This is a genomic window from Mycobacterium sp. 1245805.9 (assembly GCF_001672915.1).
GTDB lineage: Bacteria > Actinomycetota > Actinomycetes > Mycobacteriales > Mycobacteriaceae > Mycobacterium.
The window spans coordinates 1-12889 of sequence record NZ_LZKR01000027.1 but is presented as its reverse complement, the minus strand read 5'-3'; the positions used below and the strand labels follow the sequence as shown (position 1 = coordinate 12889).

The following is a 12889-nucleotide window of genomic DNA, read 5'->3' as shown; positions in this document are numbered from 1 at the left end:
AGGTTATCCGTGGCCGGAACCGCAGCCGACGCCGGGAAGGCATCCGCTGCCGCCGGGCACGCCACCGGGTCCGGCGAACTGGCCGCCCGAGCCGCAACCGACGCCCGGCACGCAACCCTGCCCGCCGGGGCCGCCGCCGGGCCCCTGGTTCTGTCCGCCCGAACCGCAGTTGCCGTTGGCGTCGCAGCCGCCGCCGCCCGGGTCGTCCTTGATGACGACGTGCGTCTGCGCGGGTCCCGTCATCGCCGGTCCCGCCGCAAACGCGTCCGCGGCGGCCGTCGGTGCGGCGGCGATCGCCGCGGCGACCGCCCCGGCCACGACCAGTGGTTTCACGAGGTTTAGTTTGGCTAACATGCGTTTCGCATACCACGTGCACACGGGTACAAAACATCGCTAGCGAAAATTATTGGTGCAGACAGAAGGCACACGATGACCTCATTGGATTTGACCGGCCGCACCGCGATCATCACCGGCGCGTCGCGCGGAATCGGGCTGGCGATCGCCCAGCAACTGGCCGCCGCCGGCGCCGACGTGGTGCTGACCGCCCGCAAGCAGGAGGCGGCCGACGAGGCCGCCGCGCAGGTCGGCGAGAAGGCCGTCGGCGTCGGTGCCCATGCCGTCGACGAGGACGCCGCGCGGCGCTGCGTGGACCTCACGCTGGAGCGCTTCGGACGTGTCGACATCCTGATCAACAACGCGGGAACCAATCCGGCGTACGGCCCGCTGATCGAGCAGGACCACGCCCGCTTCACCAAGATCTTCGACGTCAACCTGTGGGCGCCGCTGCTGTGGACCTCGCTGGCGGTCAAGGCGTGGATGGGCGAGCACGGCGGGTCGATCGTCAACACCGCCTCGATCGGCGGCCTGCACCAATCACCGGCGATGGGCATGTACAACGCCACCAAGGCCGCGTTGATCCACGTCACCAAGCAACTGGCGCTGGAACTTTCACCCCGGGTCCGGGTCAACGCCATCGCACCGGGAGTGGTGCGCACCCGGCTGGCCGAGGCGCTGTGGAAGGACCACGAGGATCCGCTCGCGTCGACGATCGCGCTCGGGCGCATCGGTGAGCCGGCCGACGTGGCGGGCGCCGTCGCCTTCCTGGTCTCGGACGCGGCGAGCTGGATCACCGGCGAGACGATGGTGATCGACGGCGGGCTGCTGCTTGGCCCCGCACAGGGATATCAGGCCCAATGAGCACCACAGACGTCACAGCGGACCTGACCGCGCGGGTCCAGGCGCTGCTCGACGAGCACGACCCGGCCACCACCGAAGCGCGGGAATTCCTTGGCGCGCAATACGATGCCGGGCTGGCCTGGGTGCACCTGCCGCAGGGCTTCGGCGGGCTGGGCCTGCCGCGGTCCGCGCAACAGCTCGTCGACGCGCGGCTGGCCGCCGCCGGCGCTCCCGTCGGCGGCACCGTCAAGAACTACATCGGCATGGGCATGGCGGCGCCGACGATCGCGGCGTTCGGGACCGACGAGCAGAAGCGAAAGTTTCTGCGCCCATTGTTCACCGGCGAACAGATCTACTGCCAGCTGTTCAGCGAGCCCGGCGCCGGCTCGGACCTGGCCGGGGTGTCCACCCGCGCGGTCCGCGACGGCGACTCCTGGATCGTCAACGGGCAGAAGGTGTGGACGTCGCAGGCGCAGCACGCTGACATGGCCATCCTGGTCGCACGCACCGACCCGACGGTGCCCAAACACGCCGGCCTGACCTACTTCCTGTGCGACATGACCCAACCCGGCGTCGAGGTCCGCCCGCTGCGCCAGATCACCGGCGAGGCGGAGTTCAACGAGGTGTTCCTCACCGACGTCCGGGTGCCGGATGCGAATCGGCTCGGCCCGGAGGGTGGCGGCTGGCGCGTCGCGACCACCACGCTCAACAACGAGCGCGTCGCGATCGGTACCCGCGCCGGGACGCCGCGGGAGGGCGGGCACATCGGCAAGGTCGCCGGCGCCTGGCGAGACCAGCCGGCGCTGCGCAAACCGGCCATGCACGACGAGCTGATGCGGCTGTGGGTCGACGCCGAGGCGCTTCGGCTGACGGGTGAACGGTCGCGCCAGCAGGCCAGCACCGGGCAACCGGGACCGGAGGGTGCGGGCATGAAGGTGGCCTTCGCCCGCCTGGCCCAGGCGATCTCGGGGTTCGAGATCGAGCTGCACGGCGAGGCGGGCCTGCGCTACGACGACTGGACCATGCGCAGGCCGGAGACGGTCGACCTGGTCGGCCGCGAGCCCGGATACCGCTATTTGCGGGCGCGCGGCAACTCGATCGAGGGCGGCACGTCCGAGGTCTTGCGCAACACCATCTCCGAACGAATCCTCGGCCTGCCGGGCGAGCACCGGGTGGACAAGGACGTCGCGTGGAAGGACCTGCCGCGGTGAGCGACCTGCTGTACTCCGACACCGAGGAGGCGTTGCGCGACAGCGTTCGTCACCTGTTCGCCGACCGCTGCCCGCCCGAATCGGTGGCCCGCGCGTACGATGCGGTGCCCCAGGACTTTTCGGGCATCTGGCGGACGCTGGCCGCCGACCTCGGGGTGGCCGGCCTGCTGGTTCCAGAATCGCTGGGTGGCGCCGGCGCGTCGGCGCGCGAGGCGGCGGTCGTCATGGAGGAGATCGGGCGCGCGGTGGCGCCGGTGCCGTTCCTGTCCAGCGCGGTGCTCGCCACCGTCGCGCTGCTGCGTGCCGGCGACGACGAGACGGTGGCCGCGCTGGCCCGCGGCGAGATCACCGCGGCGCTGGTGGTGCCGCTGTCCACGGCGCCGGGCGATTCCGTCGGGGCCGTGAGCGCCGGCGCCGACGGGCTGCGCGGGGAGGTCGGCAGCGTCGCGGGCGCCGTCGAGGCCGACGTGCTGGTGGTGCCGGCGGCCGCCGCGGAAGGCCTCGAGTTGCACACCGTGCCCCGCGCCGCCGCGGGTGTGGAGGTGTCGCCCGTGCTGGCGCTGGACATGACGAGACCGCTTGCGAACGTGGGCTTTTCGGGGGCGGTGTCGTCACGCGTCGGGCCGGCGGAACCCGCGGTGTCCGAAGCGCTTCAGACCGGGGCGGCGCTGCTCGCGTCCGAGCAGCTCGGCGTGGCCCAGTGGTGCTTCGACACGACGCTGGCATATGTCAAGCAGCGCAAGCAGTTCGGCCGCGCGATCGGGTCCTACCAGGCGATCAAGCACCGGCTGGCGGATCTCTGGTTCGACGTCGGCGCGGCGACCGCCGTGGCCAGGCACGCCGCCGACACGTGCGCCACCGGCGATGCGGACGCGGCCACCGCGGCGGCGCTCGCGCAGGCCTATTGCAGCGGCGTCGCGGTGCACGCCGCCGAGGAGTGCGTGCAACTGCATGGTGGCATCGGAATGACCTGGGAGTATCCGGCGCATCTCTATCTCAAGCGCGCCAAGAGCGATCAGTTAGCGCTGGGCACCGCTTATCGTCACCGCGCCTTGTTGGCGAAGCTGGTGAACCTGCCGTCCTCGTGACGCCGGCCGTCGGTGCTGAGCCATAGCTCCTCGGTGCGGTCGTGGAACGTGACCAGCGCGACAGTGTCGTCGCGGCGCCGCATCGCCGACTTGCTCATGCTGGCCCAGACGGAGTGTCCGTCCCGATGCCGCAATTCGACGAGGCGCTTGGCGCCCGTGCCGACCAGCGCGACCCAGCGGTCGCCGGCCGGCAGGCAGTAGAAGATGTCCTCGAAGTTCATCGATGCGAGCTCGTCGGCCAAATAGCCGACCATTTCGCAGAACGAGCCGTTCGCGAACAGGATGGTGCCCATGCGATCGACCGCGAGGGCCGGAGCCGGTAGCCGTTCCAGGACGACCAAGGCGGGCATCCGGTGAAGTTCGTCGATTGGCAAGTGGCCGGGCGGCCTGGGGCGACGGCGCTCGATGCGCGGGCCGTCGGCGTCTGTGGGGATTTTTGCGAGCATGGCCCTCCTCGTCGCCCTGGCGCCAAAGGCGCTGACAGCAAATATTATGGGAAGGCCGAAAAGTTGTCTACCGCTAGCGAGTCTTATTTGCTATTTGCCATGTGCATAATTAATTAGTGCCCTAATGCACGTGCTCGATGCCGGTTCCCTAGCGCAATTTATTAGCTGGTGTCCGGGACAATCTGTCGGCGAGCTGGCAATGGGCGTAAAATCAGCAAACTCACTAGCTAAACTTCGCTAACCCGGTCGATGGGTGTGTAATCGTCGCGGCGTGGTGGCAGCAACTGCCTTTGCCCGGGTTCGCTAACCCCCCACGCCGCGTTTTACTCAGTGCGATCGATAACTTTTCGCCCGGTAAAGACACTCGCCGGCATAGCGTTGGCCCGCCCGCTACGGCGCTGCTGCACAATCGGTTCGATTCACCGCCTGCGGAACTGGGAGATAGCGAATGCGTGTAGTGCTGTCGACCTACGATTCGCGCGGTGGCGTCGAGCCGCTGCTGGGCCTCGCCGTGCAATTGCGGGCACTCGGCGCGGAGGTTCTTATCTGCGCGCCGCCGGACGACGAGTTCGCCGAGCGGGCGGCCGGTTTCGGCGTGCCGCTGGTGGCATTCGGCGAGTCGGTGCGCGACATGACCAGCGCGGCCGGGCCCCAGTCCGAGGCGTACCTGCGGCGGCACTTCGACGAGTTGATCGCCGCGCAGTTCGACATCGTGGCGGGCGCGGCAGAAGGATGCGATGCGCTGGTGGCCGCGGGCCTGCTGCCGGCCGCGGCCGGCGCCCGGTCGGCGGCCGAAAAGCTGGGCATCCGTTACGTTTACGCGAGCTATCACCCGACCAACCTGCCGTCGCCGCACCACCGGCCGCCCTCGTTCTGGAGCTGGCCGCTGCCACCGGGCGCGATCGACCACCGGGCGCTGTGGGACCTGGACGCCCGAAACGTCAACGCGCTCTTCGGTCCGACGCTCAACCGTCACCGCGCCGCGGTCGGCCTGGCGCCGGTGCACGACGTCCGTGGGCACGCCTTTACCGACCGCCCGTGGCTGGCGTCGGATCCGACGTTGGCCCCGTGGCAGGAGCCGACGGACCTCGACGTCGTCCAAACCGGCGCGTGGACGCTGCGGGACACGCGGGAGCTGCCGGCCGAGTTGATCGAGTTCCTGGACGCCGGCGCGGCGCCGGTGTACGTGGGCTTCGGCAGCATGCCCCTGCGCGGCCCGGCCGACATCGCGGTCGCGGCCGTCGAGGCGATCCGCGGGCTGGGTCGCCGCGTGGTGGTAGCCCGGGGGTGGGCCGGCCTGGCACCGAGCGACGACGGGGACGACTGCTTTTCCGTCGGGGAGGTCAATCAGCAGTCGTTGTTCGGGCGCGTGGCCGCCGTCGTGCATCACGGCGGCGCGGGCACCACGACGACGGCCGCCGGCGCGGGCGCCCCTCAGGTGGTGGTGCCGCAGGGCGCCGACCAGCTGTACTGGGCCGGCCGGGTCGGCGAACTGGGCATCGGCACCGCGCACATCGGAATGGCGCCCACCACCGAGTCGCTGTCGGCCGCGCTCGAGCCGGCGCTGACCCCCGAGACCCGCGCGCGAGCGGGCGCCCTGGCAAGCGCGATCCGCACCGACGGGGCGGCGGTCGCGGCGACCCTGCTGCTCGAGACGATCAGCCGGGAAGGGGCCGCCGGCCTAGCGCGGTAGCGCCGACCCGAAGACCTCCGTCATCGCCGCCCAGTGCCGCTCGTCGGCGGCCGGGTCGTAGGGAGGGTTGTCCGGCACCGCGAACCCATGGCCGGCCGAATACCACTCGATGGTGTGTGTCACGCCGGCCGCCGTCAGCGCCTTGTCCAGCTGCTCGGCGTGATCGGGCGTGAAGGACGCGTCGTTCTCGGCGCCACCCACGTACACCGTGGCGGTCATCCGGTCGGCCAGCAGGTGCGGGCTGTCCGCGCCGTCGCTCACCAGCCCACCGCCGTGGAAGGACGCGGCGGCGGCGACGCGGTCCGGTTGGCGGCCCGCCACCACCAACGACGTCCGCCCGCCCATGCAATAGCCGCACACGCCGAACCGGTCGCCGGACACCTCCGGGCGGCCGGCCAGGTAGTCGAAGAACGCGCCGGCGTCGGCGGCCATCTTGTCCGGGGTGATGCCGCCGATCATTCCGAACAGGCGCCTGCGTTCCCGTTCGTCGGTGAAGACGGTGGCCATGTCGAACGGGGCCCAGTCGCCGCTGCGGTAGTACACGTCGGGAAGCAGCACCGCGTAGCCGAATCCGGCGAGCTTGGCGGCCATCTCGTCGAAGGTGTCTCGCACCCCGCCGGCGTCGCAGTACATCACGACGCCTGGCCGGGGGCCGGCGCCCTCGGGGGTGAACAGCTGGACGGGGCAGGAGCCGTCGGGGGTGGTGACGCTGTCGGTGATCTTCGCCATGGGATCCGTTCTACTCCTGGCCCTGCGACGCAAATTTTTGGCGTCGACCCGCCGCGCCCGGCTCCGCCGCGCTTGCGATCGCCGCTAAGCTGACCGCGTGCCGATCGCCACCCCCTACGAGGACCTGCTTCGCCTGGTGCTCGAGCGGGGCGCCACCAAGTCCGACCGCACCGGCACCGGGACCCGCAGCCTGTTCGGCCAGCAGTTGCGCTACGACCTGTCGGCCGGCTTCCCGCTGCTGACCACCAAGAAGGTGCACTTCAAGTCGGTGGTCTACGAGTTGCTGTGGTTCCTGCGCGGCGACTCCAACATCGCCTGGCTGCACGAGCACGGCGTCACCATCTGGGACGAATGGGCAAGCGAGACAGGCGATCTCGGTCCGATTTACGGCGTGCAGTGGCGGTCCTGGCCGACGCCGACCGGCGAGCACGTCGACCAGATCAGCGCCGCGTTGGAGCTGCTGCGCACCGACCCGGATTCGCGGCGCATCATCGTGTCGGCCTGGAACGTCGGCGAGATCCCGCAGATGGCGTTGGCGCCGTGCCACGCGCTGTTCCAGTTCTACGTCGCCGGCGGGCGGCTGAGCTGCCAGCTCTACCAGCGCAGCGCCGACCTGTTCCTGGGGGTGCCGTTCAACATCGCCAGCTACGCGCTGCTGACCCACATGATGGCCGCGCAAGCGGGCCTGGGGCTCGGCGAGTTCGTGTGGACCGGCGGTGACTGCCACATCTACGACAACCACGTCGAACAGGTCCGGACCCAGCTCGCCCGCGAGCCGCGGCCGTACCCGGAACTCGTTCTGGCGCATAGGGATTCGATCTTCGACTATACCTACGAAGACGTCGTGGTGAAGAACTACGACCCGCACCCGGCGATCAAAGCTCCCGTCGCGGTATGACGCGCGTATGACCCGCCTGGGCCTGGTGTGGGCGCAGTCGACGTCCGGTGTCATCGGGCGCGGCGGCGACATCCCGTGGCGGGTGCCCGAGGACCTGGCGCGCTTCAAAGAGGTGACCTTGGGCCACACGGTGGTGATGGGGCGGCGGACCTGGGAGTCGCTGCCCGCGCGGGTGCGGCCGTTGCCGGGCCGGCGAAACGTCGTCCTGTCCCGGGACCCGGGTTACGTGGCCGAGGGGGCCGAGGTGCTCGATTCGCTGGAGGCCGCGCTGACCGAGCCGGAGGCGTGGGTCATCGGCGGCGAGCAGATCTACCTGCTCGGGCTGCCGCTGGCCACCCGCTGTGAGGTCACCGAGGTCGAAATCGACCTGCCGCGCGACGACGGCGACGCGCTGGCCCCGGTGCTCGACGAGTCGTGGCTGGGCGTGACGGGGGACTGGCAGGTCAGCCGCACGGGGCTGCGCTACCGGTTTCACACGTACCGTCGTCCTTGAGGGGTCGCGCCGGCGGCGCCGCCCGCGTGACAGGCACGAGCTGACATACTCGGTACTCGGGGGGTCGGTCTCACGGGTCTGTAACGCATTTCCAAAGTAAGGGGGGAATTTGCAGTGATAACCGAACCCGCGAAGACGTTTCCGCGTGTGTTCAGGGGCTACGATTCGGCGGCGGTTGACGCGTCCATCGAGGCGCTGACCGCCAAGCAGCAGCTGCTGCTCAACGACGTCAGGAGCCTGGAGGCGCGGCTGACCCACGCCGGCGAGGAAGCGGCCGCGCTGCGCAAGGAGGTCGCCGTCCTCACCGACACCTCGCCCTCGCCCCACGCCGTGCAACTGCGGATGGCCAACATGCTGCGGCGCACGGTCGACGAGGTTTCCCAGCTGCAGGCCGAGGCGCGGGCCGAGGCGGACGCGCTGATCGCGTCGGCCGAGGCGGAGGCCGAGGCGTCCCGGCGAGAGCACGAGGAGCGGATGGCGGAGCTCACCGCGCGCCGGGAGGCCCTGCAGGCGGATTACGACGAAAAGAAGCAAAAGCTCGAGGCCGAACTGGCAGACATGCGTGACGAAACCGAACGGGCGATCGAGCAGGCGTGGCGAGATGCCCGGCGGGAGGCCGATCACTATCGCGAGCAGGCCCGGCGGGCCGCGGACGAGGCCAGCCAGCAGCGAATCAAGATCTTGGAGCAGCTGGAGCGGGTCTACCGCGACCTGGAGCCCGTTCCGGCCGCACTCAAGGCGGCGCGCCAAGAACAGAAGGATTTGCCGGAGGCGAGCGTCGTCGTGCCGCTGGGCGAGAAAGTCGGCACGGGCTAACCCGCGGTAACGTTGCCGCGAACGGCGCCCAAAACGCGGTATTCTCGGCGCCGTGCCGATCGGGAAACGCACGCTGACCGCCGCCCAGGCTCGGCGCTTAGCCGTTGCGGCACAAGGGTTTAGCGAGCCGCGGCCCAAGGGCCCGATCACCCGCGCGCATCTGAAGAGCCTGATCTCGAGAATCCAAGTGCTGCAGCTGGATTCGGTGTCGGTGACGGTGCGCGCACACTACGCGCCGGTGTTCAGCCGGCTCGGGCCCTACGACCGCGACCTGCTGGACCGCGCCGCGTGGTCGCATTCGGCGCGCTCGCCGCGGTTGCTGGTCGAGTACTGGGCCCACGAGGCCGCGCTGATGGCCGTCGACGACTGGCCGCTGCTGCGGTGGCGGATGCGCCAATACCGGCACGGCCGTTGGGGCACCCACATCGTCAAGGCCAATCCCCAACTCGCCGAGGACATCCTCGCCGCCGTCGCCGAGGTGGGGCCCAGCACCGCCGGGCAGATCGAGGCGCACCTGGCTGCCGAGCCCCGGCGCAAAAAGGGGACCTGGTGGACCCGCAGCGACACCAAGTGGGTCGCCGAGGCGCTGTTCGCCTCGGGCGCGCTCACCACCGCCACCCGGGTGGGCTTCGCCCGGCACTACGACCTGGTGGAGCGGGTGTTGCCGCCCCGCGTGCTGGCCCGCGAGGTCGACGACGACGAGGCCGTCCGCGAGCTCACGCTGCGGGCCGCGACCGCGCTGGGCGTGGGCACCGAGGCCGACATCCGCGACTACTTCCGGCTGTCGGCCCAGCAGGTCAAGCCCGCGATCGCCGACCTGGTGGCCGCGGGGGAGATCGAGCGGGTCGACGTCGACGGCTGGTCGGCCCCGGCGTACCTGCGGGCGGGCCGGACCGTGCCGCGCTCCGACCGCGGCACGGCGCTGTTGTGCCCGTTCGACCCGTTGATCTTCTTCCGGCCCCGCGTGGAGCGCCTGTTCGGCTTCCACTACCGCATCGAGATCTACACCCCGGCCGCAAAACGCCAGTACGGCTACTACGTGTGGCCGCTGCTGATGGACGGCCGGCTGGTGGCGCGGGTCGACCTCAAGGCCGACCGCGCCACCGACTCGCTGCGGGTGCTCGGCGCGTTCGGGGAGCCCGACGTGCCGCGCGCCGCCGTCGCCGACGCGCTGGCGGACGAACTGAATTCGATGGCGTCGTGGCTGGGACTGGGCGGGATCAGCGTCGCCGGCCGCGGCGACCTGGCGGGCGAATTGCGCGCGGCGGCAAAGCGGGCCGGCTGATGAAAGCGCTCAAGGACACGCTTTGGAAGGCCGCGGAAAAACTGCGCGGGTCGGTTTCGGCGGGTGAGTACAAGGACGTGATCCTGGGCCTGGTGTTCCTGCAGCACGTCGCCGGTTCGCAGTGGCAAGCCCTGGTGGACAACGCGACATCTCCGGACATCGGCCGGCGCATCGACGACGCGATGCAGGCCGCGGGGCTGCCGCGGCGCTACGAGAGCCTCGACCAGCGCCGGCTCGGTGAGCTGGTCGGCCTGCTCGACGGGGCGCGACGCGGTCGGGACATGCTGGGCGAGGTGTACGAGTACTTCCTGGGCAACTTCGCCCGCTCGGAGGGCAAGCGTGGCGGCGAATTCTTCACCCCGCCCAGCGTCGTGCGGGTGCTGGTCGAGGTGCTCGAACCGGTCAGCGGCCGGGTGTACGACCCGTGTTGCGGTTCGGGCGGAATGTTCATGCGCACCGAGCAATTCATCGCCGAGCACGACGGCGATCCCGCAAAGGTCACCATCTACGGCCAGGAAAGCGTCGAGCAGACCTGGCGGATGGCCAAGATGAACCTCGCCGTCCACGGCATCGACGACGCGGGCCTCACCCGGGGCGACACGTTCGTTCGTGACCAGCACGCCGGCGTGCAGATGGACTACGTGCTGGCCAATCCGCCGTTCAACATCAAGGATTGGGCCCGCGACGAACGGGATGCGCGCTGGCGCTTCGGCGTTCCGCCCGCCACCAATGCGAACTTCGCCTGGATCCAGCACATCCTGTCCAAGCTGGCCCCCGGCGGGAAGGCCGGCGTGGTGATGGCCAACGGCTCGATGTCGTCGAACACGCTCGGGGAGGGCGACATTCGGGCGCGGATCGTCGAGGCGGACCTGGTGTCGTGCATGGTGGCGCTGCCCGGGCAGCTGTTCCGCAGCACCGGAATCCCGGTATGCCTGTGGTTCTTCGCGCTCGACAAGGCCGACCGCGCCGGGCAGGTGTTGTTCATCGACGCCCGCGCGCTCGGGTATCTGGTGGATCGCACGGAGCGCGCACTGAGCGACGAGGAGGTCGTGCGCATCGGCGACACCTACCACGCGTGGTGCGGGTCGGGGTCGGCCGCCGCCAAAGGCCTTGCCTACCAAGATGTCCCGGGTTTCTGCAGATCGGTCTCGCTGGACGACATCCGGGACGCGGGCTATGCGCTCACGCCCGGCCGGTATGTGGGCGCGCCCGCCGCCGACGACGACGGGGAGCCGCTCGACGCCAAGATCGCCCGGTTGACGGGTGAGGTGCTGGCGGCGCTCGACGAATCCGCGCGGCTGGAGCAGCGGGTGCGCGAGCAGGTGGAGCGGCTGCGGTGAAGGCCAAGCTGGGTGACCACCTCGACTTCAGCAACGGGACCAGCTCGCCGGCGCGAACCCCCGACGGCCGCTTTCGCGTCTACGGCGCCAACGGGGCGATCGGCTATGCGGCGCAATGCAATGCGGCCGGCCCGCTGATCGTGCTCGGCCGTGTCGGATCGTATTGCGGCAGCCTGCGGTACTGCGACTCCGACGTCTGGGTCACCGACAACGCGCTGGTGTGCCGGGCCAAGGACCCGCGGGAGACGCGATATTGGTATTACGCGCTGCACACCTGCGGCCTCAACGGACATCGGTCCGGATCCGGACAGCCGCTGCTCAACCAGACGATCCTGCGCGAGGTCTCCGTCTCGACCGTCGCGGCGCCGCAACGCCGCCGCATCGCCGAGGTGCTCGGCGCCGTCGACGACAAGATCGCCGCCAACCAACGCGTGATCGCCGCCGCCGAGAGCCTGATGGTCGCCACCGCCGAGTCGGTCTCCGAACGCGTGCCGCTGTCCGACCTGGCCGTCCGGTCGACGGAACTCCTCGGACCGCCCGAGTTCGACGACGTGGTGGCCCACTTCAGCCTCCCGGCGTTCGACGACGGCGCGAAACCCTGGCTTGTGGCCAGGGAGGGCGTGCGGAGCGCCAAGTTCGTGCTGTCGGGGCCGTGCGTGCTGTTCGCCAAGCTCAATCCCCGGATTCCGCGCGTCTGGAACGTGGTGGAACTGCCGTCGCAAATGCCCTTGGCGAGCACGGAGTTCGTCGTGTTACGTCCCGTCGGCGCCGACACGTCGGCGCTGTGGGCGGCGCTGCGGCAACCCGACGTCGTCGCGCCGTTGCAGCGGCGGGCCGCCGGGACGTCGGGGAGCCACCAGCGCGTCCAGCCGCGCGACCTGCTCGACGTTCGGGTCCGCGACGTCCGGCGCCTGGCGCCCGCCGCGGCGCGGACCATCACCGGCCTGGGCGCGCTGTGTCACGCGCGCCGCGCGGAATCCGTGCGGCTGTCCGCCTTCCGCGACGCGCTGCTCCCGCGGCTGATATCGGGTGAGCTCCGGGTCGGCCCGCTGTAGCGCCGAAACTGCGCTCAGAGCGCCCGATCGGGCCCGAAACACGCGCTGAGCGCAGACTCGGCGCGCCCAACGATAAGGTGGGCGCCGTGGCCGAGACCGCGCCGCTGCGCGTGCAGCTGATCGCCAAGACGGAGTTCCTGGCGCCGCCGGACGTGCCCTGGACGACCGACGCGGACGGCGGCCCCGCGCTCACCGAGTTCGCCGGGCGGGCGTGCTATCAGAGCTGGTCGAAGCCCAACCCGAAGACGGCGACAAACGCCGGCTACATCGGGCACATCATCGACGTCGGACACTTTTCGGTGCTCGAGCACGCCAGCGTGTCGTTCTACATCACCGGCATCTCGCGATCCTGCACCCACGAGCTGATCCGGCACCGGCACTTCTCCTACTCGCAGCTCTCGCAACGCTATGTGCCGGAGGGGGACTCGCGCGTCGTCGTCCCGCCGGGCATGGACGACGACCCCGAACTGCAAAAGATCCTCATCGAGGCCGCCGACGCCAGCCGCGCCACCTACGCCGAGCTGCTGGCCAAGCTGGAGGCCAAGTTCGCCGATCAGCCAAGCGCGGTGTTGAGGCGCAAGCAGGCGCGCCAGGCCGCCCGCGCGGTAGTTCCCGGTGACGACGATGCGGGTCTCGGTCGCGTTGGGCAGCACCGGTCG

At 70.3% G+C, this 12889-nt stretch carries 14 protein-coding genes; 11 read left to right on the top strand and 3 right to left on the bottom strand.

Annotated features, from left to right (window positions below):
* Positions 1-3: 3 nt before the first annotated feature.
* On the bottom strand, positions 4-333 hold the full coding sequence (locus A9X00_RS04150) for a PE-PGRS family protein (RefSeq protein ID WP_082974679.1): 330 nt from the start codon (positions 331-333) through the stop codon (positions 4-6).
* 96 nt (positions 334-429) lie between these two features.
* Between A9X00_RS04150 and A9X00_RS04145 the strand changes: the two genes are divergently transcribed.
* From A9X00_RS04145 to A9X00_RS04135, 3 genes are read left to right on the top strand one after another with little or no spacing between them, the layout of a single operon-like run.
* On the top strand, positions 430-1197 hold the full coding sequence (locus A9X00_RS04145; RefSeq protein ID WP_067149500.1) for an SDR family oxidoreductase: 768 nt from the start codon (positions 430-432) through the stop codon (positions 1195-1197).
* On the top strand, positions 1194-2387 hold the full coding sequence (locus A9X00_RS04140; RefSeq protein WP_067149498.1) for an acyl-CoA dehydrogenase family protein: 1194 nt from the start codon (positions 1194-1196) through the stop codon (positions 2385-2387). The genes A9X00_RS04145 and A9X00_RS04140 overlap by 4 nt, the downstream gene beginning before the upstream one ends.
* Positions 2384-3475, top strand: a complete 1092-nt coding sequence (locus A9X00_RS04135) for an acyl-CoA dehydrogenase family protein (protein ID WP_082974675.1) — start codon at positions 2384-2386, stop codon at positions 3473-3475. The genes A9X00_RS04140 and A9X00_RS04135 overlap by 4 nt, the downstream gene beginning before the upstream one ends.
* Here A9X00_RS04135 and A9X00_RS04130 read toward each other — a convergent pair.
* Positions 3430-3921 (bottom strand): PAS domain S-box protein, encoded by a 492-nt coding sequence (locus A9X00_RS04130; protein WP_369830710.1) that lies wholly within the window; start codon positions 3919-3921, stop codon positions 3430-3432. The genes A9X00_RS04135 and A9X00_RS04130 overlap by 46 nt on opposite strands.
* A 448-nt stretch (positions 3922-4369) precedes the next feature.
* Between A9X00_RS04130 and A9X00_RS04125 the strand changes: the two genes are divergently transcribed.
* Positions 4370-5614, top strand: a complete 1245-nt coding sequence (locus A9X00_RS04125; protein WP_067149492.1) for a glycosyltransferase — start codon at positions 4370-4372, stop codon at positions 5612-5614.
* Here A9X00_RS04125 and A9X00_RS04120 read toward each other — a convergent pair.
* Entirely contained in the window at positions 5603-6343 is a 741-nt protein-coding gene (locus tag A9X00_RS04120; protein WP_067149490.1) for a dienelactone hydrolase family protein, read from the bottom strand. The genes A9X00_RS04125 and A9X00_RS04120 overlap by 12 nt on opposite strands.
* A 97-nt stretch (positions 6344-6440) precedes the next feature.
* On the opposite strand from A9X00_RS04120, the gene A9X00_RS04115 reads away from it, so the two are divergent.
* From A9X00_RS04115 to thyX, 7 genes are all read left to right on the top strand, one after another.
* Complete coding sequence (locus A9X00_RS04115; RefSeq protein ID WP_067149488.1) at positions 6441-7241, top strand: thymidylate synthase; 801 nt, start codon at positions 6441-6443, stop codon at positions 7239-7241.
* A 7-nt stretch (positions 7242-7248) separates the two neighbouring features.
* Complete coding sequence (locus A9X00_RS04110) at positions 7249-7734, top strand: dihydrofolate reductase (RefSeq protein ID WP_067149486.1); 486 nt, start codon at positions 7249-7251, stop codon at positions 7732-7734.
* 114 nt (positions 7735-7848) lie between these two features.
* Positions 7849-8550 (top strand): cell division protein DivIVA, encoded by a 702-nt coding sequence (locus tag A9X00_RS04105; protein ID WP_067149484.1) that lies wholly within the window; start codon positions 7849-7851, stop codon positions 8548-8550.
* Between the two features lie 58 nt (positions 8551-8608).
* Entirely contained in the window at positions 8609-9835 is a 1227-nt protein-coding gene (locus tag A9X00_RS04100) for a winged helix-turn-helix domain-containing protein (RefSeq protein WP_067149544.1), read from the top strand.
* A complete protein-coding gene (locus A9X00_RS04095) occupies positions 9835-11175 on the top strand; it encodes an N-6 DNA methylase (protein WP_067149482.1) in 1341 nt (446 codons plus the stop codon). Before A9X00_RS04100 ends, A9X00_RS04095 begins: the two co-directional genes overlap by 1 nt.
* Positions 11172-12230 (top strand): restriction endonuclease subunit S, encoded by a 1059-nt coding sequence (locus tag A9X00_RS04090; RefSeq protein WP_067149481.1) that lies wholly within the window; start codon positions 11172-11174, stop codon positions 12228-12230. The genes A9X00_RS04095 and A9X00_RS04090 overlap by 4 nt, the downstream gene beginning before the upstream one ends.
* Before the next feature lie 86 nt (positions 12231-12316).
* Positions 12317-12889, top strand: a 573-nt coding sequence (gene thyX, locus A9X00_RS04085) for an FAD-dependent thymidylate synthase (protein ID WP_067149542.1), incomplete at its 3' end; no start/stop codon positions are given.

Excerpts from the sequence above, each read along its gene's own strand:
- A9X00_RS04145 (WP_067149500.1), top strand. The coding sequence starts at position 430 with ATGACCTCATTGGATTTGACCGGCCGCACCGCGATCATCACCGGCGCG.
- A9X00_RS04140 (WP_067149498.1), top strand. The coding sequence starts at position 1,194 with ATGAGCACCACAGACGTCACAGCGGACCTGACCGCGCGGGTCCAGGCG.
- A9X00_RS04130 (WP_369830710.1), bottom strand. The coding sequence starts at position 3,921 with ATGCTCGCAAAAATCCCCACAGACGCCGACGGCCCGCGCATCGAGCGC.
- A9X00_RS04125 (WP_067149492.1), top strand. The coding sequence starts at position 4,370 with ATGCGTGTAGTGCTGTCGACCTACGATTCGCGCGGTGGCGTCGAGCCG.
- A9X00_RS04120 (WP_067149490.1), bottom strand. The coding sequence starts at position 6,343 with ATGGCGAAGATCACCGACAGCGTCACCACCCCCGACGGCTCCTGCCCC.
- A9X00_RS04110 (WP_067149486.1), top strand. The coding sequence starts at position 7,249 with ATGACCCGCCTGGGCCTGGTGTGGGCGCAGTCGACGTCCGGTGTCATC.
- A9X00_RS04095 (WP_067149482.1), top strand. The coding sequence starts at position 9,835 with ATGAAAGCGCTCAAGGACACGCTTTGGAAGGCCGCGGAAAAACTGCGC.